This window comes from Lentzea sp. NPDC058450, assembly GCF_042721395.1.
Taxonomy (GTDB): domain Bacteria; phylum Actinomycetota; class Actinomycetes; order Mycobacteriales; family Pseudonocardiaceae; genus Lentzea.
Genome location: NZ_JBHXLO010000018.1, coordinates 72,136 through 93,958 on the forward strand (window position 1 = coordinate 72,136; position 21,823 = coordinate 93,958).

Genomic DNA, 21,823 nt, shown 5'->3' on the forward strand with positions numbered 1-21,823 from the left:
CGGGTGACTCAGGTCCCGAGCGCGGCCCTCGCCAGCGCGGTGCCCTCCACGCGGGCGGCGATCTTCGCGAACGCCGTGTCACGCGAGGTCGACACGTCGTCGGCGAACGGCGAGAAGCCGCAGTCGTCACACGTGCCCAGCCGCTCGACCGGGATGTACTCGGCCGCCTCCAGCACGCGGTCGCGCACCTCTTCCGCGGTCTCGACGCGCGGGTCGATCGGGTCGATCACGCCCACGAACACCTGGGCGTCGTCCGGGGCGTGGTCGCGGACGATCTGCAGGACGCGGCGACGGTCCGGCTCGCTCGCGAGCTGGAGGTAGAAGCGGCCCGCGTGCAGGGCGAAGAGGTCCGGCAGGAGCTCGGCGTAGTCGACGTCCGCGCTGTGGGTCGAGTCCTGGTCGCCGCCGGGGCAGGTGTGGATGCCGATGCGGGCGCGTTCCTCGGCGGTGAAGCGGTCGAGGACCTGGTTGTTGAGGTCCACGAAGCTGCCCAGCAGACCGCGGCTCGGGTCGAGCTTCAGCGACAGCCTGCCCTCGGTGAAGTCGAGCTGCACCGAGTCGGCGCCCGCGTCGAGGCAGCGGCGGATGTCGGCCTCGCTCTGGTCGACGAGGTCGGCGATGAACTGCTCGCGCGGATATCCGGCGATGCCGTCGGCCGGGTACAGCAGGCTCAACGCAGAGGGTGCGATCACCGCTTGTTTGACCGGGCGACTCGCGTGTTTCCTGGCCGCGTGGAAATACGTCTCGGCGAACGAGGCGTAGCGGAACGGGCCTTCGGTCAGCAACGGCAGCTGACGGGAATGACCGTCGGCGAACGGGATCACCGCGCCGCCGGAACCGAGTGCCGTGGCACCGTCGAGCGGATAGGTGGCGAAACTCGACTTGGTCTGCTCACCGTCGGTGACGATCGGCGAACCGGTGGCCTCGAATCGGTTGACGGTGTCCGCCAGCGCCCGTTCGGCCACCGCGTCCAGCTCGTCGCGGCCGATCTGGCCGGACGCGAACGCGGCCTGCGCCCCGACCAGCTCGGCAGGCCTGGGAATGCTGCCGATCGGCTCGGTTGGAATAAGCACGATTTCCCCTTAAGAACGTCGAACTCGACGTGCGCGACAATTCGGAAATTCCGCCCGAAGCTAGCAGTGTGATCGTGGAGAAACATCGCCGCTCGATGCTGATCCACTCGTGTGGTGGAGCAAACTGCCGGTCGGCGGCTACTGCCAGCCACCGGCCGTGGCGACCTTTCCGACGATCGCGGCGAGGGTGAGCGCGAGCGTTCCCGCGGTCATCCGCACCAGCACCCGGCCGCGCCGCGAACGGGGAACGCAGAAGGTCAGCCACGAGACGGCGGCCAGTCCGGCGGTGAGAGCACCGGGCGGATCGACGGGGAAACGCGCGAGTGCGGTGACGGTCGCGGCGGCCACGAGCCAGGGCGCGACCGTGATCACCCGTTCGAGGAGGCGGATCGCCTTCCACCACAACACGAAAGGCACTATCACGCCCGCGAGCAGCAGCACGGTCACCTGCTGCGGCAACCCGAACGCCGGGACGAGCATCATCGCCATCACGAACGCCGTGACGGACGCGCCCGTCACGAGCAGCGCGTCCACCCGGCGCGGTGGTGGCGAGGTGACCCGCATCAGCGCGTAGCCCGCCACCACCGGGATCGAGAAGTACAGCAGCAGGAAGAGCACCATCGGCCCGGCGAGCACGGGCACCGACGTGCCGTGGTCGTGCACGTCAGGCGCCGGCGCAGGTGCAGCGCATGGCGGCCCGGTCCTCCCGCGACGGCCTCAGGTGGAAGTACACGGCGACCACCATTGGCACGAACACGATCGCGTTGTAGAACAGGTGCAGCTCCACCCGCGGCAGCACGAGCTGCAGAATGCTCATCGGCTGCGGATAACCGAGCAGGTTGCGGCCGGTCACCGCCTGAACGAGCAGCAACAGGTGCTCGAAGTGGTGCCAGAACTGGATCCAGAGCGCGATCTTCCACCATTTCTTCGCCCGTCCGGTGAATCCGCGCGCCAACGCGAAGAAACCGACGAGCATCACGATGGCATAGCCGTAGTGCATCCATTCGGAGGAGACCAGCCACGGGAACCAGAGGCCGAGCACACCTCCCGCCTGCGGACGGGGCCAGCCGAGCACGAAGATCTGAAATGCCTGCGCGAGGTGCTCGGCCCAGTGCGCGATCACCACGAATGTGAACAGGTTGAGAGCGAGACGGTGCCAGCGCTCGTTGAGCGAACCAGCGGCCGGCCACGCCCCGGCGTGAGTGGTCATGGGTTTGTCAGCTCCATCCGGGAAGCGACGAGTCAGCCGGACGTTACCGACCCAAGAACACACACCCCTTCTCCCAGATTGCGCGAACAACCGCGCGCCCTTTTCCGCAATGGGTAGAATTCAGGAAAGGCCCAGCATCTGCACGCACCGGCGCACGGACTCCGCTTTCCCCTTTATCCGCACGTCCCCGGTCGCGATCGCCTCGAACGGCGACAGCATCCGCGCGCCGATCCGCACGAACGTGTCCGCGTCGCACTCCACCGTCAGGTCGGGTTCCTCGGCGTGGCCGCGGCCGAACGCCACCGCGCCGCCGCGCACCTCGATCACGAACGGCTCGGCGCCCACCTGGAACTCGTAGGTCTCGTCGACGTCCGGGATCGCGCCCTCGTCGACCATCGCCTGCACGGCGAGGAAGCCCCACTCCGCCCGGACGGCGCCGGTCCGGTCCTCCTCGCGCAGGAACCCGAGCCCCCAGTGCGCGAGCGCCAGCACGGGCCCGCGCAGCTGCTCCCCCAGCTCGGTCAGGTGGTACTGCCGCGCCCGGCCGTCGTCCTCCAGCAGCGTCTGCCCGACGATGCCGTGCTCCGCGAGCGTGCGCAGCCGTTCGGCCAGCAGGTTCGGCCCGGCGCCCGGCAGGTTCGCGGCCAGCTCGGTGAAGCGGGCGGGCCCGATCAGCAGCTCGCGCAGCACGAGCAACGTCCATCGCTCGCCGATGACGTTCAGCGCCGCGGCCAGCCCGCAGAACTGCCCGTAGTCCCGTTTCGCCGCAGCCATCCCACCGTCCCCGAACTCGCTACAGATTTTAACACCGAGTCGGGACGGTCCACCTGGAACTCAGCGCGCCACCACGGCCACCGACATCGGCCGGCTCACCGGCAGCACACCGGTCACGACCCCGGACGCGGCGTCGATCACCGACACGGTGCCCTCGTTGAAGCTCGGCACGTACAGCCGCGCGCCGTCCGGGCTGATCGCCGCCCCCAGCGGTCCCCTCCCGACCGGGATCACGGTGATCACCTGCTCGGCCGGCAGCTCCAGCACGGCCACGGCGTTGGCGGCGAACTGCGACACGTACGCCCGCGTGCCGTCGGGGCTGACCACGACCCCGGACGGCCCGTTGCCCAGCCGGAGCCGCCCGCACTGCTCGTTCGTGACGAGGTCGAGCACCGCGACCGTGCCGGCGTCGAACCCGGCCACGTACCCGCGGGTGCCGTCCGGCGTGGTGGCGAGCGTGTACGGCGTGTCCAGCACGGAGATCGTCGCGACGACGGTGTCCGCGGCCACGCCGATCACCGACACCGAGTCGGACCCGTCGTTCGCGACGTACACCCGCGACCCGCAGGCGGCGACGGTCAGGCCGTTCGGCTCGTCCTGCACCGGAACGGTCGCCACGACGGTGTGCGTGGCCGTGTCGACCACGGACACCGTGCCGGAACCCTGGTTGGCGACGTACACGCGCGAGCCGTCGGGCAGCGCGGCCACCCCCAGCGGGCGTTCGCCGACCTGCACGGTGGCGACCACCTCGTCCGTCGCCGTGTCGATCACGGTCAGCCGGCCGGCGCCCATGCTCGTCACGTACGCGCGGGTGCCGTCCTGACTCGCCACGACGCGGAACGGAGAGGCGCCGACCTCGATCGTCGTCAGCGTCTCCTGGGTCTCGGTGTCCACAACGGACACCAGGTTCGCCGTGGTGTGCGCCACGTACAACCGTTCGTGCCGGCTCATCGCCCGCCCCTTCCCGCAGTTCCGGAGATCCACTCTGACCATGCCGGTGGTCCGGAACTTCTCGCCGGTTGCGGGAAGCGGGCGTGCGGTCAGATCATCATGCCGCGCAACACGAACGGCAGTGCCTCGGTCTGGAAGTCGACGTCCGGGCACACCTCGCGCAACGTGCCTTCGAGCACCACGAGCGCCAGGATCGGGAACACGAAACGGGGATCGGCGGACAGCCCGTGTTCCCGTTGCAGGGCGAAGAGCTTCACCGTGAACGGCACCAGGTCGAAGTCCGCGACCGAGTCCCGCATCGCCGACTCCACCAGGTCGATCATCGCGGCGCGGAACGCCACTGGATCCGACCTGTCGGTGGCGGTGGCCGTCGCGAGCACGACGTCGGCGCACGCGGCGCCGTCACCCCGCGTCATCCGGTAGAAGAACTCGACGAAGGCACGTCTCCCGGCGTCGCTCATCCGGCGGCAGAAGCCCGCGTCGACGATCACCGCGGACCCGTCCGGCAGCGGGTACAGGTTGCCGGGGTGCAGGTCGCAGTGCACCAGGCCGTCCAGGAAGATCATCTGGTAGACGGCCCGCAGCGCGGTGATCGTCGCGTCGCGCTTCGCCTGTGCCGCAACGGTGTCGTCGCGCAGCCCGGGCAAGTGCTCCATGACCAGCACCCCGAGGCCGCCGTACGCGCCGAGCACCTCGGGAACCCGGACGCCGGGCACGACGGCGAGGTTCGCCCGCAGTTCCCGCAACGCCAGCGCTTCCGCGTCGAAGTCGAGCTGCTGCCGCACCGCGCCCGCGACCTCCGCGACGACGTCGACCACCGGCATGCCGCCCAGCAGGCGCCACGACTCGGCGAGGCGGGCGAGTCCGCGCAGCAGCGCGAGGTCGCGGGAGACGACCCGGCCGATGCCGGGCCGCCTCACCTTGATCGCGACGTGGCGGCCGTCCCGCAGCTCGCCCCGGTACACGCACGCGATGCTGCCCGCGGCGATCGGTTCCACCGCCACGAGATCCGCGCGCAGCCGCTCCGGGAACCTCGGCACCGCAACGCTCACCGGCACGACAGGAAGATCGTCGTACACGTGGGACAGTGCGCGGCACACCTCCACGGGCACCACGTCCACCCTGGTGGAGAGCAGTTGCGCCACCTTGAGGAACGTCGGGCCGAGCCGCACGACCACGTCCGCCAGCAGGTCCGCGCGCCGGCGCGAGAAGAGCGCGCGGACGCCCGTCGCCGTGACCAGTGCCAGGACCTCGCAGGCCCGCAGGACGACCGCGACGCGCATGGTCAGCCGGAGGGGATCTCGTGGGTCACGTGGCTGCCGCACACGCTCGTCGACGCCAGCGCGAGCCGCGGCTTCGCGTCCCCCGCCGAGGTCGCGTGCAGGCCGCCGTCGAGCTCGGTCACGTCGTAGAACGTCGTCGGCGTGCGCGACAGGAAGGTCGTGCCGACGGGCGGGAACGTCGTGATCCCCTTGGCCTCCATGACGAGCGGGTCGAGGTTGAGGTAGAGCGAGCCGCGCAGGCTGATGATCAGGTACTGCTCGAAGACGACGTCCGCGGGAAGCAGCGCCTCCACTCCGCCGGGCTCCAGCCCGGTCAGGATCCCCAGGTTGGGGCGGGCGGGGTTCTGCTGGATCAGCAGGCCCGTCTCGTTGGAGTGGAAGTGGGTCATCAGGCGGGTCACGGCGATGCGCGGCCGTCCGTCGGGCAGCGTCGTGACGTCCTGCGAGCTGCGCACCGCGCTCAGGCCCTTCACGTCGGCGCAGTCGAGCGTCTCACCGTCGGAGAACAGCACGGTCAGCTGGCCGCGGATGCTCAGGCCCACGTGGTGCTGGCTGTCCGGCACCACCAACGGGTCGGAGCGGTCGGGTAAGGCCTCGGTGGTCATGGCTTGCTCCTCGGGGTCTCGAAAGCGAGTGGGAGGGACAGCACGCCGCGGAACATCGTGCTGCGCTGGTACTTCAGCGCGCCGGGATCGGGCACCCGCCAGCCGGGCAGCCGCACGAGCGCGCGGAACGCCGCGACCAGCTCGAACCGCGCGAGCACCGCGCCGACGCAGTGCCGCATCCCGCTGCCGAACGACAGCGGGTGCACGCCGGTCCTCGTGACGTCGAACCGGCCGGGCTCGGCGAACCGCGCGGGATCGCGGTTGGCGGCGCCCATCAGCGCGACCACGAGCTCGCCCTGCCGCACCGTCTTCCCGCCCAGCTCCAGGTCCTCGGCGAGCTGCCGGCTGTTGGACTGCACGGACGAGTCGAAGCGGAGGATCTCCTCGACGGCGCCGGGCACGAGGTCGGGCCGGGCGCGCAGGAGGTCGAGCTGCTCGGGGTGGGCGGCGAGCGCCAGCACGCCGTTGCCGATCTGGTTGGTGACGGTCTCGTGGCCCGCGAAGATCAGCGTGACGACCATCGCGATGATCTCCTCGCGCGTGGTCTCCCCGTCCGCGCAGAGGATTCCGAGCAGGCCGGTGGGCGTGCCGTGCTCGATCAGGTCGGTGAGGTACGCGGTCAGCTCGGCCATCGCCTGCTGGCCGTCGGCGATCTCGGCGGGGCCGGTCGCGAGGTCGAGCGTCGGGCCGATGCGCAACGACCACGCGCGCAGGCGATCCCGGTCCTGGGCTGGCAGGCCGAGCACGCGGGAGATCACGCCCAGTGCCAACGGGTACGCGAGGTCGTTGATGACGTCGAGCTCGCCGCGCGACGGATCGACGAGACCGGCGACGAGTCCGTCGATCTCGGTCTCCAGCACGCGCAGGGCGCGCGGCGCGAACGCGGGCATGATCAGCGTGCGCAGCCGGGTGTGGTCGGGCTCGTCCTGGAACAGCACGGTCCTGCTGAGGATGCCGCTGAGCGGACCGGGCCCGACCAGCTGCGACCAGAAGTCCCGGATGCCTTGGCGCACCAGGCGATCCTCGCCGAGGACGGCGCGCACGTCGTCGTAGCGCGACACGAACCAGATGCCGTTCACGCCGCGATGGACCGGGTCGTTGCGCACGAGCCAGTCGTAGTAGGGGTAGGGGTCGCGCTGGACCTCGGCGGCCGAGGGGTCGAAGCACGCGACGGGGAGGGGTGGTCCGGCGAGCTGGGTCACCGCGAACTCCTCTGTCCAGAGGACCCAAGATTACTTATTTTTCATATACTGAGTCAACGAAAGAACGTTCGCTCGATAGCTAACTTCCGACATAGATCTTCTTTGCTACAGCGATCTTGAACGGAGATCCCCCATGTCACTTCCGCGTGGAGCACTGGCGTGGTTCGAGATCCACGTCCGCGACGTCCCCAAGGCGGCGGAGTTCTACGGCACCGTGTTCGGGTGGACGTTCGCCCCGCTCGGCGACGCCGACGACAGCCTCGACGGCTACCTCGTCATCACGACGGCGAACGGCGAGAGCGGCAACGGCGGCATCGCCCGCACGGCCACGCCGGACGAGCCCGCCGGCCGCGAGTCCAGCGTGCTGTACCTGCACGTGGACGACATCCCGGCGACGATCGACCTGGCGCTCTCGGCGGGCGCGACGCTGCACCGGCCGTTGATGAACATCGGCGGTGCGCACGGCCTGTGCGCCGTCATCCGCGACCCGGACGGCAACCACGTCGGTCTCTGGTCGTCGTAGCAACGCGAAACAGGGGTTCCCAGCCGAGGGTGACGACACCTCGCCTGGGAACCCCTTCTGGTGCGGCGGCCGCGGCCAGGCCCCGGGCTGGGGGACGAGAGAGCCCTGGGGCCGGCGTCAGCCGCCGGTGGTGTTGAGGAGGACCGACACCGTGTCCGCGAGGGAGTCCGCGGTGGCGAAGTCGGCCTTGCCGTCACCGTTGAAGTCGGTGACCACGATCGCGGGCGCGCCGGCGCCCACCTTGATGCTGACCGGGGCGGAGAAGCCGCCCTTGCCGTCGCCGTGCAGCAGGCTGACGTCGTCGGAGTCGAAGTTGGGCGCGACGATGTCCATGAACCCGTCGCCGTTGAAGTCGCCGACGCCCGTGTCGGACGGGTGCTCGCCGGAGCCGAGCACGACGGGCCCGCCGAAGCCGCCCTTGCCGTCGCCGAACAGCACGGCGATCTGGTCGACCTCGTACAACGCGCTGACGACGTCGAGTGCGCCGTCCTGGTTGAAGTCCGCGATCGCCGCACCGGCCGAGGTGTCGCCTGCCCGGAACGCCGTGGGCGGGCCGAACCGGCCACCGCCGTCGCCCTTGAGCACGGTGATGTCGCCGGAGTTGTAGTTCGACACCGCGAGGTCGAGCTTCCCGTCGCCGTCGAGGTCCACAACGGACAGTCGCAGCGCGCCGTCGCCCGCCGGGTGGTGCGCGGGACCGGCGAACCCGCCCTTGCCGTCGCCGAGCAGCACCGTCACGTCGTCGCCGTTGAGGTTCGGCGTGACGAGGTCGAGGAAGCCGTCGCCGTTGAGGTCCCGCGCGACGACGCGGGCCGGGCCGTCGCCGGCGGGGAACGTCGTGGGCGCGCCGAACTTCCCGGTGCCGTCGCCCAGGTAGAGCGAGATGTCGTCGGAGCCGAGGTTCGCCGCCACCAGGTCCTGCTTGCCGTCGGAGTTGAAGTCACCGGCGGCCAGGCCGTTGGGGGTGCGGCCCGCGGGGAGGATCAGCGGCGCCACGTACCCGCCGTTGCCGTCGGCGAGGATCACGGCCACGTCGTTCGAGTTGTAGTTGGGCGTCGCCAGGTCCAGAGCGCCGTCGCCGTTGAGGTCCGCGGCGAGGATGTCCGCCGCCGCGTCACCGGCCTTGAACGGCGCGGCCGCGGCGAACGTCGCCTGCGTGGCGGGCGGCGGCACCGGCGCCGGGGTGCCCGCCGGCGGCACGACCGCCGTCGGCTGTGGCAACGGCACGGTGCTGCCCGGCGGTGAGTTCGGCTGCTCGGACTTCGTGGTGCAGCCGGCGACCAGCACGACCGCCACCAGTGACACCGACACTTTTCGGGAAACACGCGCTGCGACGCCCATGTACTTCTCCTCGCACTCGATCCGCTGCGAGTTCCAGTGTCAGCTTCGGAGCGTGGACCAGGCTTTTTCTGGCTTGCCATAACACAAAGAGCGCTCCCAGCACATTGCGCACGCCGTAAGAAGAAAGAGCGCGGCACGGGCCGTAGAACGGGTCGTGAGCCTGCCTGGAAACGGGGAGATATGACCGACATCGAATCATTCGGCCGAAAGCTCGGCGATTTTGCACACGGCCTGCTCGCGGGTCGGGACGGAGACACCGGCGTGACGAACGAACTCCGCAACGAAGAGACGCTGCGCGCGTTGTACGACAGGTTCAACGAGAACGAGCTCGACGCGGCGAGCGAGCTGCTCACCGAGGACTACGAGGGCCTCGACGTGCCGTCCGGCGAGGTCGTGCGCGGCCGGGCCGGCTGGAAGCAGCGCCAGGTGGCGAACCGGATCCCCTTGCCGGACGCCAGGACCACGATCCAGTCCCTCGTGATCAAGGGCGACTTCGCGGTCGCCGAGGTCGTGAACGAGGGCACGCACACCGCGCCGTTCCCGTTGCCCGGCGGCGGAGAGCACCCGCCGACCGGCAACCGGATCCGCGGCCTGAGCTGCGAGCTCTACGAGTTCCGCGACGGGAGGATCAGCAAGGGCACGCTGTACTACGACTTCCTGACCGTGGCGACCCAGCTCGGCCTGAAGTTCTAGTGGTGCGGCTCGGAACGTCGGCGAGGTAATCCACGCTCAGCAGGGCGCCTCGCGGCACCGCCCCCACGCCCCCGTACAACCAGTACGAGGACGTGGGGGCGGCACCACGACGCACCCGTCTGACCGCGCATTCCCCCGGCAACGTTCCGAGCCACACCACCAGCCGGAGGAAAGCCCTCCGCGCGCAGTCGTTCTGGTGCGCGCGGAGGGCCGGATTCCCTACCTGGCAACGGCCTTGCGGTAGCGGCTGGTCGCGAACGGCACGAACACCACCAGCATCACGACGATCCAGAGGACCGACGCGAGGATCGAGTTCTGCAACGGCCACGCGGCTCCCGGCGGGAAGTCGGGGTTGGTGTTGCCGAACAGCTCCCGCACCGCCTGCGTCACCGCCGACACCGGGTTCCACTCGGCGATCACCCGCAGCACCGACGGGAAGCCCTCGGGGCTCACGTAGGTGTTGGCGATGAAGCACAACGGCATGATGATCATGAAGCTGGCGTTCGTCACGACCTCCGGCGCCCGCACCGAGAGCCCGACCACGGCGAGCACCCACGACAGCGCGTACGCGAACGCCAGCAGGAGCAGGAATCCGGCCGCCGCCTCCCCCACCGAGCTGTCGACCCGCCAGCCGACGAGCAGTCCGGTCGCGACCATCACGACGATCGACAGCACGTTGTTGGCGAGGTCGCTGATCGTCCGTCCGATGAGGACGGAGTAGGGCGAGATCGGCAACGACCGGAACCGGTCGACGATGCCCTTCTGGATGTCCTCGGCCAACCCCGAGCCGGTGATCACCGAGTTGAACACCACCGTCTGCACGAACACGCCGACGAGCAGGAACTCCGTGTACGACACCCCGGGCACCTGGATGGCGCTGCCGAAGATGTAGGCGAACAACAGCGTCGACATGATCGGCATGATCAGCGACGACATCATCAGGTCGGGCACGCGCAGCGTCCTGGTGAGGTTCCGCTTCGCCAGCACCACGCCGTCACCGACGGCGAGTCCCACCGCACTCATCGAACGGGCTCCTCGTTCTTCGCTTCCTCGGCCTTGACGCCCTGACCGTTCTGCTCGGGCTGGTCCACCTTGTGCCCGGTGAGGGCGAGGAACACGTCGTCCAGGGTGGGCCTGCGCACCGACGCGTCGACGACCTCGATGCCCGCCATGTCGAGCCTGCGCACGCCCTCCACGAGCACACCGCCGGCGGCCGCGATCGGCACGACGAGACGGCGTTCCTCCACGTCGGCCACGGGTTCGCCGTGCCCGATCGGCGCCAGCACGGTGCGGGCGTGGTCGAGGTCGGCGGCGTCGCTCAGCGCGACTTCCAGCCGGTGACCGCCCACCTGGTCCTTGAGCTCGTCCGAGGTGCCGTTCGCGATCAGCTTGCCGTGGTCGAGCACGGCGATGCGGTCCGCGAGCCGGTCCGCCTCCTCCAGGTACTGGGTCGTGAGCAGCAACGTGCTGCCCGACGCGACCAGCTCCCCGATCGCGTCCCAGGTGGCCTCCCTGGCGCGGATGTCGAGCCCCGTCGTCGGTTCGTCGAGGATGAGGACCTTCGGCCGGCGCACCAGGGCGCCCGCGAGGTCGATCCGCCGGCGCATGCCGCCGGAGTACTCCTTCAGCCGCCTGCCCGCGTCCTCGGTCAGGCCGAACTGCTCGAGCAGCTCCTCCGCCCGCGCCTTCGCGCCCTTCTTGCCGAGGTGGTGCAGCCTGCCGATCAGCTCCAGGTTCTCGTAGCCGGTCAGCAGTTCGTCGACCGCGGCGTACTGGCCGGACAGGCCGATCACCTCGCGCACCGCGCGCGGCTTGGCCCGCACGTCGATCCCCGCGACCTCGACGTGGCCGCTGTCCGGCTCGATGAGGGTGGCGAAGATCCTGACCGCTGTCGTCTTGCCCGCTCCGTTCGGGCCGAGCAGGCCCATCACCGTTCCCTCGGCGACCTCGAGGTCGAAGCCGTCGAGTGCCGTCACCGACGAGTACCTCTTCACGACTTCCCGAGCCACGATCGCTGCGGTCATCATCGCCTCTCTGCCGGGCTCGACGAGCCCGCTCACCCCTCCGGACACCGCGCGCCCCACTGGGCCGCATATGACTAAACATCATACAATCGGTATGACTGTTTGTCACACATTCAGCACTCTTCGGACATGCCGGACATGATCTTCAGGAGGCGACGTGGACCTGGTCCAGGGCATCGGTGGCGTGTTCTTCCGGGCGAAGGACCCGCGGGCGCAGGCCCGCTGGTACCGCGACCACCTCGGAATTCCGATCAGCCCCGGTGACGGCGAGGACACCGGGGAACAGACCCGGATGTGGGACCAGCAGGCCGGGCCGACGGTGTGGGGCCCGTTCCCGTCCGACACGGAGTACTTCCACAACCCCGCCCAGCAGGTGATGATCAACTTCCGGGTGACCGACCTGGACGCCCTGCTGGCGCGGCTGCGTTCCGCCGGAGCTCCGGTGCGCGACGAGATCGAGGAGTACGACTACGGGCGGTTCGCCTGGGCGTGCGACCCGGAGGGCAACTGGTTCGAGCTCTGGGAACCCACCAGGCCGGACGCGTGACCACGTGGGGCTAGCCCGCCGTCGTGTTGCGCAGGACCACGACGTTGTCGGCGTGGGAGTTCGCCGTCGCCAGGTCGATCTTCCCGTCGCCGTCGAGGTCGGCCGCGACGATCTTGATCGTGCCGTCGGCGGCGGGCACGGTCGTGGCGGGACCGAACCCGCCCTTGCCGTCGCCCTGGAACACGGAGACGTCGTCGGACTCGAAGTTCGAGGACGCGAGATCGACGTCGCCGTCACCGTCGAGGTCGGCGGCCGCGATGCCGGTCGGCCCGTCGCCCGCCGGCAGCACGAGCGGCGCGGCGAACCCGCCCCGGCCGTCGCCGATCAGCACCGAGACGGTGTCGCCCTCGTAGTCGGGGGTGGCGAGGTCCGCGTTGCCGTCGCCGTTGAAGTCCGCGCTGAAGATCCCGTGTGGACCGTTGCCGGACTTCGCGGAGACGACGGGCGCGAACGTGCCGTCTCCGTTGCCCAGCAGGATTCCCGCGTCGTCGGAGTGGTGGTTGCCGGACGCCAGGTCGATCTTGCCGTCGTTGTTGAAGTCCGCGGCGGCGATGTCCGCGGGACCGTTGCCCGCGGGCAGGTGCACCGGCTCGGCGAACCCGCCGTTGCCGTCCGCGAGCAGGATGCTGACGTTGTCGCCGTCGTAGTTGGCGGTGGCGAGGTCGAGGCTGCCGTTGCCGTCGAGATCGGCGGCGACCACACCGGACGGACCGTCGCCCGCGGTGTGGACGGTCGGCGCGGTGAACCCGCCCCTGCCGTCACCCCGTTGCACGGTCACGGTCTCGTCGCTCACGTTGATGGTGACGACGTCGATGTTGCCGTCGGCGTCGACGTCCGCCGTGACGTTGCGCAGCGCGGCCGGTCCGGAGGGAATCGTCACGACCTCGCGGAAGCCCGCCTTGCCGTCACCGAAGAGCACGGAGCCGTCGCCGGGCCCGAGGTTCGCGGTGACGAGGTCGAGCACCCCGTCGCGGTCGAAGTCGGCGACCGAGATCGCCCGCGGGTTGTCCCCCACCGCACTCGTTCCCGCGGCGGCGAAGGACAACCGCTGTCCCGCCGGCTCGGTCGGGATGGTCACGGTGGTGGCCGGAGCGTCCGGTTTGTCCTTTCCCACCGTGCAGGCACAGGTGAGCGCCGCCGTGAACACGATCACAGCCGCCGAGGTCTTCCTGCGCCGCGCCAACAGGTGTTGCGTCATCGGGGTTCTCCTCGCGGGGTAGTCCTGGTTCGCTCACCTCGATTGATAACCCGGTGCCCGCGCGGGGCGCTTGTTCCGCCTTGCCAAACCCGCCCGCCCCGCGCGTCCGCTTAGGACACAGCGCGGGATGGCAGACTGTCCGGAAGCCGTTCACCGCACGTCAGGACGCAGGAGACACCGTGGCGCAGGAAGAAGTGCCCAGCCAGGACCCGGCGCTGCCCGCCACGGCGTACGCGGTGCTGGGCCTGCTGTCGTTCGGCCAGGAGCTCACCGGCTACGACCTCCGCAAGTGGGCCATGAACATGCGCTACTTCTACTGGAGCCCCGCGCAGAGCCAGATCTACCTGGAGCTGCGCAGACTCCTGCAGCACGACCTGGTCGAGGTGCACGTCGAGGAGCAGAAGAGCCGCCCCGACAAACGCCTGTACCGCATCACCGAGGCGGGCCTGAAGGTGTTCCGCGAGTGGCTCGACCACGCCCCGGTCGGCCCGCCCCTGCTGAAGCACTCGGTGGCGCTGCGCCTGTTCTTCGGCCACCAGACCGACCACGCCCGCCTGCGCGAGGTGCTCACCGAGTACCGCGACTGGGCCGTCGAGCAGTCGTCCGGCCTCACCGAGCTCCGCACCGAACTGGACCAGCGCCTGCCCTACCCGGCGCTGGTGGCGACGTGGGGGTCGTCGTACTTCGCGGCGGAGATCACGGCGATCGACGCGGTGCTCGCGGATCTGGACCGGCTGGAGGGCGAGGCGGGGCAACAGGCCTGACGGGCCTGGGCCGCCCGGCCCGCGCCGCAGCAGCGGAGCCGTTCACCCCTGGTCCCTGCCGCCCGCCCGCCGCTTCCCTCCCTGGTCGAGCCGCCGCGGCTCGCGGCCGGACTCGACGCGGCGGGGCTGGTCCCGTTCGTCGATCCGCTCCGCGAACTGGGCCCGCAGCTGCGTCACGATCATCGCCGACTCCCGCCGCACCCGGTCGATCTCCCACCGCGCCTGCTGCCGCACCCGTTCGATCTCGACGCGGTGGTCCTCGACGAGGCGGCGCCGTTCCTCGTTCGCCTCGTCGAGGGTCTGCTGCCAGCGGCCGAGGAGCTGGTCCCGTTCCGAGGCGACGGCGGCGCGGGCCTGGTCGACCAGGTTGTCGGCGGCGCGCTGGCGGTTCTGGGATTCCTCGCGTTGTTGTTCGGCGTGCCGCACGTCTTCCTTGGCTCTTTCGTGCCTGATCATCCGGCGCGCTGCCAGAAAGCTCAACAACGCCGTGATCACCGCCGCTACGGGCCCGCCCAGCTGCAGAAAGTCCATCGCACGCCATTCCCCGGCCAGATGAATCAAGATCTTGTTTCTCAGTATCGTGATTCGGCGGAGAAGCGTCTCTTCCCGGTTGCGAGATCAGCGGGTGTGCCCCAGCGGCCGGAGAAGACGAGGTCGGACAACGACATTCTCGTCGCCGGGCCGCGGTCGGGGCGGGCCCAGCGCAGGCCGATCACGGTGACGAGTGCGTGGGAGTCCGGCACCTGCAGGGCCGACCGGACGGCCGCACGGTCGAAGCCTCCGTACTGCCGGACGTGCAGGCCCTCGGCCCTGGCCCTGGCGGTGAGCGCCCCCACCGCCAGGCCCAGCTCGTACTCGGTGCCGCGGATCCGTTCGCCGGCCTCGTCGGTGGTGCGGACCGTCGCCAGCACCAGGGCCACCGCCGTCGCGGCCTTGGCGCGGTTGGCCTCGGCGAGCGCCGCGGCCAGCGTCTCGTAGGTCGGGTCGGCGCACCTGCCGAGGACGAACCGCCACGGTTGCCGGTTCCAGGCCGACTCCGCGAACCGGGCCGCCTCGAACAGCCGCGCGCACGCCTCCTGCGGGATTCCGGGACCGGACATCACGGAACCGAGAGCAGCAGGCAGGCCACCACGGCCAGGCCGAGGTAGGTCCACTCGAACGACAGCAGCCACGGGAACACCACGCCGAGCAGGCCGCGCGCCTCACCGGCGGGGATGTGGAACAGGTGGATCTGCCCCGCCCGCAACGCCATCTCGGCCCACGACACGAGCATTACGCCCGCGCAGGCCCGGAGCACGGACGTCACCACCCGACCGCCGGGTACCAGATGAGCCCGGCCCTGCCGAGGGATCGCAGATCCCAGTACAGCAAGGTGAACACGCCGAACACCAGGAACGCCGACGCCGTGATCCGGGCGGTGCGACCGGGCTTGCGGGCGAGCCAGCGCTGGAACCGGCCACCCGTGCCGTGCGCCAGCACCAGGAACACCACACCGGCGATCACCAGGTTCCCCAACGACTGCAACACGAACGCCGAGACGCCGTAGAACACGTTCCCGCTCTCCGCCGCGTGCCGGAACATCATCCGGAACAGCGGGAACGGCCGCCCGATCAGCAACGCCCCGATCAGCACGCCCATCACCACCAGCGGTACGGCCGGATGCCGCTGCCGGATCCGCGCGAACGGGTCCGGCACCAGCCGCAGCGCCGCCAGCCCGAGGTAGATGAACGCGACGCCGATCAGGCCGAACACGATCATCGACTGGACCTGGCGCGGGCTCAGCACCCCGGCGACCGACGCGGCCGTCGAGAACTGCGGCATCGACGTGCCCACGATCGCGACCACCGCGCCGTAAACCGCGGAGATCCCCACGGCGCCAACGCAGATCCACCACAACGCGCGCAGCGAGTCGCTCCAGCGCGGCCGTTCCCGCCCCTGGTCCACCAGCGGCGTCACCACGCCGAACACCGCGATGTTGCACGCGGTGAACGACCCGGCCAGCCCGGTGACGAACGCGAACAGCACGCCCGCGACCACCCCGTCGAGCGGCGTGGCCTTCGCGTCGTGGCCCAGCATCGCGTTCGCCACGCTGTCGCCGATGACCCGGTCGACGAACGGCGCGGACCAGATCACCGTCAGCACGAACCCCGCCAGCGTGCTCCAGGCGACCAGCCGGCCTCTGTTGCGCAACGCCGGATCGGGGAGGTAGGTCGGTTGCATGCTCTGCTCCTGTCGAGGAGGGGAAGGGCCGTCAGCCCCGCACCCGCGAACCGTTGTTGAGCAGGCCGGACATGACGGCTTTCGTCAGCACGGGGATCGACTCGGCCTGGAAGTCGACCTCCTCGTCGAGCTCGTTGATCCGGCCCTCCAGCACGAGCAGGGCCAGCAACGGGAAGATGAACTCGGGCGCCGCGAACAACCCGTTGACGCGCTGCAGGTCGAACAGCCGCGTGGCGAACCGGACCAGGCTGAAGTCACGGGCGTTGCGCCCGCTCGACTCCTCGATCAACGCGATCGTGCCCCGCCGGAACGCGGCCACGTCAGCCCACTCGGCGATCCCCTCGGCGCTCTCCTGGAGGATCTCCGCGCAGTGCGGCCCGTCGCCGCGCGCCATGTGCATGAAGAACTCGGCGAAGAGCCGCCGCACCCGCGGTTCCAGCCGCACCACGAACCCCGCGTCCAGCAACACGATCCGGCCGTCGCGGCCCAGGTAGAGGTTGCCGGGGTGCATGTCGCAGTGCACCAGCCCGTCCAGGAAGAGCATGCGGTAGACGCAGAACAGCACGCGGCGCGCGAGCTCCGACCGTCGCTCCGCCGGCGTCTCCGCGGCCACCAGCGGGACCAGCCCGTCGACGAACTCCATCACCAGCACGCCGTCCGCGCCCAGTTCGGGCACCGGCTCGGGGATGTGCAGGTAGCCGACGTCGGCGAGCAGCGACCGCAGTTCCGCGAGCGCCTCCGCCTCCGCCTCGAAGTCGGCCTGCGCCGCCACGGCGTCCCCGATCTGGCGCAGCACCGCGACCGCGGGCAGCCCGCGGAACCACGGCAGCCTCGACATCACGGACGCACCGGCGCGCATGATCGCGAAGTCCCGCTGGATCAGTTGGCGCACACGAGGTCTGCGCACCTTGACCGCCACCGCACGGCCGTCGAGCGTGGCCCGGTACACGCACGCGATGCTGCCGCTGCGCACCGAGTCCCAGTCAACGGTGAACGGTGGTTCACCTCCGTAGGCTTGGCGCAACGTTCTTCGTGCCAAGCGAAGTGGCATAGGCGGCACGCGATCGTGCAAGTCCGCCAAGGATTCGCACCACTCGGCGGGCAGCACGTCCCGCCGAGTGCTCAGCAACTGCGCGCCCTTCACGAACGCGGGACCGAGCGCGACCACCAGCCGGCGGGCCCGGCCGGAGTAGTCGCGCCGCAGGATCGACGGAAGCGCGAAAGCCAAGTGCCACAGGAAAATCGACATCACGGCGATCGCGCGCAGGACCACCTGAACGCTCTGGAACATGACTACGGTTATAGGACCCCACGACAGGACAACACTTGTTCCAGGTTGCGCGGATCGTGTTTGCGTTAGCCTGCAAGGTGATCCATCGACCGGAGGTAAGCGCCGTGGACGTGACCGCCCTCGCCCTGACCGTCGAACTGGAAGTCGACGCTCCGGCGAACGAGGTGTTCGACGCTGTGACAGATCCGACGAGAGTCCCCCGGTGGAGTCCCGAATGCGTGCACGTCGAGTGGCTCGACGGGGCGACCGCCGCCGCGCCGGGCACGAAGTTCTTCGCCCGCAACCAGGCCGGCTCGTGGGAGTGGGACGTGACGTGCGAGGTGATCGAGGTGCGGCAGCCGAGAACGTTCTCCTGGATCGTCGTCGGCCTGCACGACCCGTCGCTGCCGTCCTCCACCTGGCGGTACGAGCTGACCGACCGGCCCGGTGGCGGAACGCTGATCACGCAGTCGTTCCACCACGGGGCCGGCGGCAGCCACCTCGTCACCGCCATGGAGACGGAGCCGGACCACGCCGAGTCGCTCTACGAGTTCCGGCGCGGGGTGTTGCTGCACAACATCGACACGACCCTGCGGGCGATGGCGGCCGAGTTCGGCTGGCTGCGGGAGTGATCAGCGGTGGCGCCACTGCGGCGCCTGCCACCGCTCCCCGATCTCCAGCATGCGCTGCAGGCTGATCAGCAGGTTCTGCCAGCCGAGCCGGTAGCCGTCGGACGGCCTGCCGTCCACGAAACCGCTGTGCCGCAGGTCGATCCGCGTGCCCTCGTCCGGTTCCTCGGTCAGCTCCCAGCTCACCAGGGTGTCCGGCCAGCCCTCGTTGTGCCAGGTGTAGGCGAGCCGGTGCGGCGCTTCGAGGTCGACCACGGTCATCGGGCCGTGGTCCCAGCCGAACTCGTACCGGCCGCCCTCCCACGGCTCGACCACCGACTCCGAGGGCAGCCACCGGTCGATCGCGAGCGGGTCGAGCAGCGCGGCGAACACCACGTCCGCGCTGGTGTCGATCACGATCGACGCGAACGCCGTCTCCCCGCACTCGACCGTGTAGTCGGGGCGGGGAGCGAGCGTGCGCCCCTCGGTGAAGTTGGCGAGGTTGCCGACCGCGATACCCCAGAAGTCGTTCATGCTCGCCTTGTCGAAACCCCAGAACGGCACCGGCTCGTGCACCACCGACACCGTGGTGTCGCCGCTGCCCGTCCGCCGCACCGCCATCTCGACGGCCGTGGGCAGTCCCTCGATCTCCCAGTCGAACCTCAGCCGCCCCGGCGCCGCCGCCACGTTCGTCTGCCGCGGCGCGTCACCGAACGGCGTGTGCCTCCCCCAGAACTCGAACCGGCCGTCGTCCAGCCGGACGTCGACGTGCTCGGCGAACCACGTGCTCAGGGACGGCCCGTTGGTCATCGCCCGGTACACCGCCGGCGCGGGGGCGAACACCATCGCCTTCACGAACACCTTGTCTGCCATCGCAGGCACCTCCCGTCGTCAACTCCATGCTGCGTCGGTTCTCCAGCGGTTCTCGACCGCGCCGCGAGATGCGGCAACTTGCGAGAAGGACGCCTCGCCGCGCGGGAGGTAGACCGGAAGGGGAACGCAGTGCGGCAGACGGGAATCCCGCCATGACAACAGCCCAGGCCAACGCGCACACCGCGCGCTTGATGTACCGGCTCTTCACCGAGAACGACGTGGAGGGCGTGGTCACGCTCCTCGCGGAGGACTACGAGCTCACCGACATGGCCACCGGCGAGACCATCCGCGGGCACGACGGTTTCCGCGACTGGATGCGCCGCAGCAGGGAGGGACTGCCGGACGCGGTGGCCGAGGTGATGGCGCTGCACCAGGACGAGAACGTCGTGGTGGCGGAGGTCCGCAACCACGGCACGCACACCGGCACGCTCACGATGCCGGACGGCACGACCTACCCCGCGACCGGGCGCCGCCTCGACGTGCGGGGCTGCGAGGTGCTGCGGTTCCACGACCGCCGGATCGTCAGCTGCACGGTCTACTACGACGCGCTGAGCATGGCCGAGCAACTGGATCTTCACGCTTGATCCGTTGCGGCCCAACGGGTCTCATGGGACAAAAAGTTTTGTATTGACAGCTTCATTCGTGGCTGTCACCTTGGGTGCAGAGCCGATTCCGCCCCAGGGGGAGCACCCATGAGCATCGCCGTCACCACGCGACCGTTGCGCGCCACCGGTCGCACCACCGTCCGCGCCGTCGACCTCGCCGGCCACTGGCTCTCGCGCCACAGCGTCTCGTTGCTGCGCCTGAGCCTCGGCCTGGTGTTCCTCGCGTTCGGCGCGCTGAAGTTCTTCCCCGGCCTGAGCCCCGCCGAGCACATCGCGGGCACGACGGTGGAGATGCTGACGTTCGGCCTGGTACCGGGCCGCGCGGCGGTGGTGCTGGTGGCGGCGATGGAGACGTTCATCGGCCTGTCGCTCATCACGGGCAGGCTGCGCAGGACGGGCCTCGCGGTCCTCGGGATCGCGTTGACCGGCATCCTCTCGCCGCTCGTCCTGATGCCCGGCGAACTCTTCTACTCGGACACGTTCACGCCCAACCTGACCGGCCAGTACGTCCTGAAGGACATCGTGCTGGTCGCCGCGGGACTCGTCGTGGCAGGCAAGGCGCTCACCCCTCGCAGCGCCCGCTGAGCCGCGACCCGCGCGGAGCCGCCGTCTCCCCCCGACGGCGGCTCCCTCACTCTCGGACCCGGGTCGTATATAAAGGCGAAGTTGTCCGATCAGGTGGGGAGCGCCTCGTGAAAGAGATCGAAGTCATCCGGGACGCGGGCACCGCGCGGATCGCCCTCGACCCGATCCGCCTGCGGCTGCTCGCGGAACTGGCCACGCCCGAGTCCGCCACCACCCTCGAACCGCTGCTCGGCATCCCGCGCCAGAAGATCAACTACCACCTGCGGACGCTGGAGGAGCACGGCCTGATCGAGCTCGTCGCCGAGCGCAGGGTCCGCAACACCACCGAGCGGTTCCTCCAGGCGTCGAGCTCGTACGTCATCTCGCCGGACGTGTTCGAGCAGGTGCAGCCCGACCCGAGGCACAGCCCGGACCGGCGCTCCCTCGGCTGGCTGCTCGCGGTGACCGCCCAGCTGATGCGCGACCTGGGCGAACTGCTCGTGGGGTCACGGCGCGCGGGCAAGAAGGTGGCGACGTTCGCACTGGACGGCGAGATCCGCTTCGCCTCGGCGGCCGCGCGGACCCAGTTCGCCACGGAGCTGTCGGCCGCGGTGACGGCGCTGGCGGCCAAGTACCACGACGAGGACGCCGCAGGTGGGCGGCTGCACCGGATGGTGGTCGCGGTGCACCCGAGCGTGCGACCGGCCCGCCGCCGCACGCTGCCGGCGGACGCGGACTGACCCCGGCACCGGCGGTCAGGCGAACCTCGCGTCCAACCACCGTTGCCAGCACGCGGCGGCGTCCGGCGGCAACGGCGTCCCGTACCGGTACTGGTAGACGCTCACCCCGCACAGCTCCACCCCCTCGGCACTGAACCGGTGCAACCCGCACGCCGTCCGCACCCCCAGATGCCTGCCGGGGTTCAGAAAATCGACGACGCCCTCCACCAGGTCGACGCCGGGCACGTTGATCACCACCCGGTCGCCGACCGCGCACCGCTCCGGCACCCGCAACGCCGCCAGCAGCCGTCCCCACTCCTCGCCGCCCGCCGACCGGGTCATGGCCATCGCGAGCGACGCCGGCAGCCCGGCGAAGTGGCGTTGGTAGAGGATCAGGTTGTGCAGGAACAGGTCCCAGCCCGCGTCCAGCGCGTCGTACTCCTGGTCCCACTTCTCGCCGTCGAGGAAACCGTTCTGCACCAACCGGAACGACGTGTGCCCACCCTGGGCGGCGAGCAGGAACTCGTAGCAGTAGACCGGGTCCTCCGGCTCACCGAACCCGCCGTACACCAGGCGCTGCGGCGGGGTGGCGTCCAGCACGACGCCCTCCCGCACGCCCGCAGGACCGAAGTCGGTGCGGACGAGCCCGCCCGGCGTCGGTTCGATCGCGTGCGGCACGTACCAGGTCGCGAAGCCCGGACCGCTGGAGATCGCCTGCCACACCTGTTCCAGCGGGGCCTCGACCTCGACCTCCTTGACGATCCGCCGAGCCATGC

27 protein-coding genes are annotated in these 21,823 nt (G+C 70.1%); 8 read left to right on the forward strand and 19 right to left on the reverse strand.

Going from position 1 to position 21,823, the window contains the following annotated elements; all coding sequences use genetic code 11:
• Positions 1 to 8: 8 nt before the first annotated feature.
• The 8 genes from ACFWNN_RS26510 to ACFWNN_RS26545 all read right to left on the reverse strand — a co-directional run bounded on the left by ACFWNN_RS26510 (position 9) and on the right by ACFWNN_RS26545 (position 7,098).
• Positions 9 to 1,073, reverse strand: a complete 1,065-nt coding sequence (locus ACFWNN_RS26510) for a cobalamin-independent methionine synthase II family protein (RefSeq protein ID WP_382442626.1) — start codon at positions 1,071 to 1,073, stop codon at positions 9 to 11.
• A 138-nt stretch (positions 1,074 to 1,211) separates the two neighbouring features.
• Positions 1,212 to 1,736: a DUF6239 family natural product biosynthesis protein gene (locus tag ACFWNN_RS26515; protein ID WP_382442627.1), complete on the reverse strand. Its 525-nt coding sequence runs from the start codon at positions 1,734 to 1,736 to the stop codon at positions 1,212 to 1,214.
• Position 1,737: 1 nt separating this feature from the next.
• On the reverse strand, positions 1,738 to 2,283 hold the full coding sequence (locus ACFWNN_RS26520; RefSeq protein WP_382442628.1) for a hypothetical protein: 546 nt from the start codon (positions 2,281 to 2,283) through the stop codon (positions 1,738 to 1,740).
• Positions 2,284 to 2,403: 120 nt separating this feature from the next.
• Positions 2,404 to 3,057, reverse strand: coding sequence for a winged helix-turn-helix transcriptional regulator (locus ACFWNN_RS26525; protein WP_382442629.1), 654 nt, complete (start codon positions 3,055 to 3,057; stop codon positions 2,404 to 2,406).
• Positions 3,058 to 3,117: 60 nt separating this feature from the next.
• Positions 3,118 to 4,008 carry a cytochrome D1 domain-containing protein gene (locus tag ACFWNN_RS26530; RefSeq protein WP_382442630.1) on the reverse strand — a complete coding sequence of 297 codons (891 nt, stop codon included), beginning with the start codon at positions 4,006 to 4,008 and terminating at the stop codon, positions 3,118 to 3,120.
• 89 nt (positions 4,009 to 4,097) lie between these two features.
• Entirely contained in the window at positions 4,098 to 5,291 is a 1,194-nt protein-coding gene (locus ACFWNN_RS26535) for an ABC1 kinase family protein (RefSeq protein WP_382442631.1), read from the reverse strand.
• Positions 5,292 to 5,293: 2 nt separating this feature from the next.
• Positions 5,294 to 5,896, reverse strand: coding sequence for a hypothetical protein (locus ACFWNN_RS26540; RefSeq protein WP_382442632.1), 603 nt, complete (start codon positions 5,894 to 5,896; stop codon positions 5,294 to 5,296).
• A complete protein-coding gene (locus ACFWNN_RS26545) occupies positions 5,893 to 7,098 on the reverse strand; it encodes a cytochrome P450 (protein ID WP_382442633.1) in 1,206 nt (401 codons plus the stop codon). Before ACFWNN_RS26545 ends, ACFWNN_RS26540 begins: the two co-directional genes overlap by 4 nt.
• A gap of 133 nt (positions 7,099 to 7,231) precedes the next feature.
• On the opposite strand from ACFWNN_RS26545, the gene ACFWNN_RS26550 reads away from it, so the two are divergent.
• Positions 7,232 to 7,621 carry a VOC family protein gene (locus ACFWNN_RS26550; RefSeq protein ID WP_382442634.1) on the forward strand — a complete coding sequence of 130 codons (390 nt, stop codon included), beginning with the start codon at positions 7,232 to 7,234 and terminating at the stop codon, positions 7,619 to 7,621.
• 117 nt (positions 7,622 to 7,738) lie between these two features.
• Here the strand turns inward: ACFWNN_RS26550 and ACFWNN_RS26555 are convergent, their stop codons facing one another.
• The gene (locus tag ACFWNN_RS26555) at positions 7,739 to 8,962 is read right to left on the reverse strand and encodes an FG-GAP repeat domain-containing protein (protein ID WP_382442635.1); all 1,224 of its coding nucleotides are present in this window, start codon (positions 8,960 to 8,962) and stop codon (positions 7,739 to 7,741) included.
• Positions 8,963 to 9,223: 261 nt separating this feature from the next.
• On the opposite strand from ACFWNN_RS26555, the gene ACFWNN_RS26560 reads away from it, so the two are divergent.
• Positions 9,224 to 9,655, forward strand: coding sequence for an ester cyclase (locus ACFWNN_RS26560; protein ID WP_382442636.1), 432 nt, complete (start codon positions 9,224 to 9,226; stop codon positions 9,653 to 9,655).
• A 219-nt stretch (positions 9,656 to 9,874) separates the two neighbouring features.
• Here ACFWNN_RS26560 and ACFWNN_RS26565 read toward each other — a convergent pair whose 3' ends face one another.
• Together ACFWNN_RS26565 and ACFWNN_RS26570 are read right to left on the reverse strand one after the other, a co-directional pair.
• On the reverse strand, positions 9,875 to 10,678 hold the full coding sequence (locus ACFWNN_RS26565; RefSeq protein WP_382442637.1) for an ABC transporter permease: 804 nt from the start codon (positions 10,676 to 10,678) through the stop codon (positions 9,875 to 9,877).
• On the reverse strand, positions 10,675 to 11,679 hold the full coding sequence (locus ACFWNN_RS26570) for an ATP-binding cassette domain-containing protein (RefSeq protein ID WP_382442638.1): 1,005 nt from the start codon (positions 11,677 to 11,679) through the stop codon (positions 10,675 to 10,677). Before ACFWNN_RS26570 ends, ACFWNN_RS26565 begins: the two co-directional genes overlap by 4 nt.
• A gap of 157 nt (positions 11,680 to 11,836) precedes the next feature.
• Between ACFWNN_RS26570 and ACFWNN_RS26575 the strand changes: the two genes are divergently transcribed.
• Positions 11,837 to 12,226: a VOC family protein gene (locus tag ACFWNN_RS26575; RefSeq protein WP_382442639.1), complete on the forward strand. Its 390-nt coding sequence runs from the start codon at positions 11,837 to 11,839 to the stop codon at positions 12,224 to 12,226.
• Positions 12,227 to 12,236: 10 nt separating this feature from the next.
• Here ACFWNN_RS26575 and ACFWNN_RS26580 read toward each other — a convergent pair whose 3' ends face one another.
• Entirely contained in the window at positions 12,237 to 13,424 is a 1,188-nt protein-coding gene (locus ACFWNN_RS26580; RefSeq protein WP_382442640.1) for an FG-GAP repeat domain-containing protein, read from the reverse strand.
• A gap of 179 nt (positions 13,425 to 13,603) precedes the next feature.
• Between ACFWNN_RS26580 and ACFWNN_RS26585 the strand changes: the two genes are divergently transcribed.
• The gene (locus ACFWNN_RS26585) at positions 13,604 to 14,188 is read left to right on the forward strand and encodes a PadR family transcriptional regulator (RefSeq protein WP_382442641.1); all 585 of its coding nucleotides are present in this window, start codon (positions 13,604 to 13,606) and stop codon (positions 14,186 to 14,188) included.
• Between the two features lie 42 nt (positions 14,189 to 14,230).
• Here the strand turns inward: ACFWNN_RS26585 and ACFWNN_RS26590 are convergent, their stop codons facing one another.
• The 5 genes from ACFWNN_RS26590 to ACFWNN_RS26610 are packed head-to-tail and all read right to left on the reverse strand — an operon-like array spanning position 14,231 to position 17,699.
• Complete coding sequence (locus tag ACFWNN_RS26590) at positions 14,231 to 14,719, reverse strand: hypothetical protein (RefSeq protein ID WP_382442642.1); 489 nt, start codon at positions 14,717 to 14,719, stop codon at positions 14,231 to 14,233.
• 41 nt (positions 14,720 to 14,760) lie between these two features.
• On the reverse strand, positions 14,761 to 15,288 hold the full coding sequence (locus ACFWNN_RS26595) for a nitroreductase family protein (RefSeq protein ID WP_382442643.1): 528 nt from the start codon (positions 15,286 to 15,288) through the stop codon (positions 14,761 to 14,763).
• Positions 15,288 to 15,494 (reverse strand): hypothetical protein, encoded by a 207-nt coding sequence (locus ACFWNN_RS26600; RefSeq protein WP_382442644.1) that lies wholly within the window; start codon positions 15,492 to 15,494, stop codon positions 15,288 to 15,290. Before ACFWNN_RS26600 ends, ACFWNN_RS26595 begins: the two co-directional genes overlap by 1 nt.
• Positions 15,491 to 16,408: a hypothetical protein gene (locus tag ACFWNN_RS26605; protein ID WP_382442645.1), complete on the reverse strand. Its 918-nt coding sequence runs from the start codon at positions 16,406 to 16,408 to the stop codon at positions 15,491 to 15,493. The genes ACFWNN_RS26600 and ACFWNN_RS26605 overlap by 4 nt, the downstream gene beginning before the upstream one ends.
• A 31-nt stretch (positions 16,409 to 16,439) precedes the next feature.
• Positions 16,440 to 17,699 (reverse strand): ABC1 kinase family protein, encoded by a 1,260-nt coding sequence (locus ACFWNN_RS26610; RefSeq protein ID WP_382442646.1) that lies wholly within the window; start codon positions 17,697 to 17,699, stop codon positions 16,440 to 16,442.
• Positions 17,700 to 17,803: 104 nt separating this feature from the next.
• On the opposite strand from ACFWNN_RS26610, the gene ACFWNN_RS26615 reads away from it, so the two are divergent.
• Positions 17,804 to 18,310 (forward strand): SRPBCC family protein, encoded by a 507-nt coding sequence (locus ACFWNN_RS26615; protein ID WP_382442647.1) that lies wholly within the window; start codon positions 17,804 to 17,806, stop codon positions 18,308 to 18,310.
• Here ACFWNN_RS26615 and ACFWNN_RS26620 read toward each other — a convergent pair whose 3' ends face one another.
• A complete protein-coding gene (locus ACFWNN_RS26620) occupies positions 18,311 to 19,159 on the reverse strand; it encodes an SRPBCC domain-containing protein (protein ID WP_382442648.1) in 849 nt (282 codons plus the stop codon). It abuts the gene before it with no gap.
• Positions 19,160 to 19,311: 152 nt separating this feature from the next.
• On the opposite strand from ACFWNN_RS26620, the gene ACFWNN_RS26625 reads away from it, so the two are divergent.
• The 3 genes from ACFWNN_RS26625 (at position 19,312) to ACFWNN_RS26635 (ending at position 21,068) form a co-directional block, all read left to right on the forward strand.
• On the forward strand, positions 19,312 to 19,743 hold the full coding sequence (locus ACFWNN_RS26625) for an ester cyclase (protein ID WP_382442649.1): 432 nt from the start codon (positions 19,312 to 19,314) through the stop codon (positions 19,741 to 19,743).
• A gap of 108 nt (positions 19,744 to 19,851) precedes the next feature.
• Positions 19,852 to 20,349 carry a DoxX family membrane protein gene (locus ACFWNN_RS26630; protein WP_382442650.1) on the forward strand — a complete coding sequence of 166 codons (498 nt, stop codon included), beginning with the start codon at positions 19,852 to 19,854 and terminating at the stop codon, positions 20,347 to 20,349.
• A gap of 116 nt (positions 20,350 to 20,465) precedes the next feature.
• On the forward strand, positions 20,466 to 21,068 hold the full coding sequence (locus ACFWNN_RS26635; RefSeq protein WP_382442726.1) for a winged helix-turn-helix domain-containing protein: 603 nt from the start codon (positions 20,466 to 20,468) through the stop codon (positions 21,066 to 21,068).
• A gap of 15 nt (positions 21,069 to 21,083) precedes the next feature.
• Here ACFWNN_RS26635 and ACFWNN_RS26640 read toward each other — a convergent pair whose 3' ends face one another.
• A complete protein-coding gene (locus ACFWNN_RS26640) occupies positions 21,084 to 21,821 on the reverse strand; it encodes an SRPBCC domain-containing protein (protein WP_382442651.1) in 738 nt (245 codons plus the stop codon).
• Between the last annotated feature and the right edge of the window lie 2 nt (positions 21,822 to 21,823).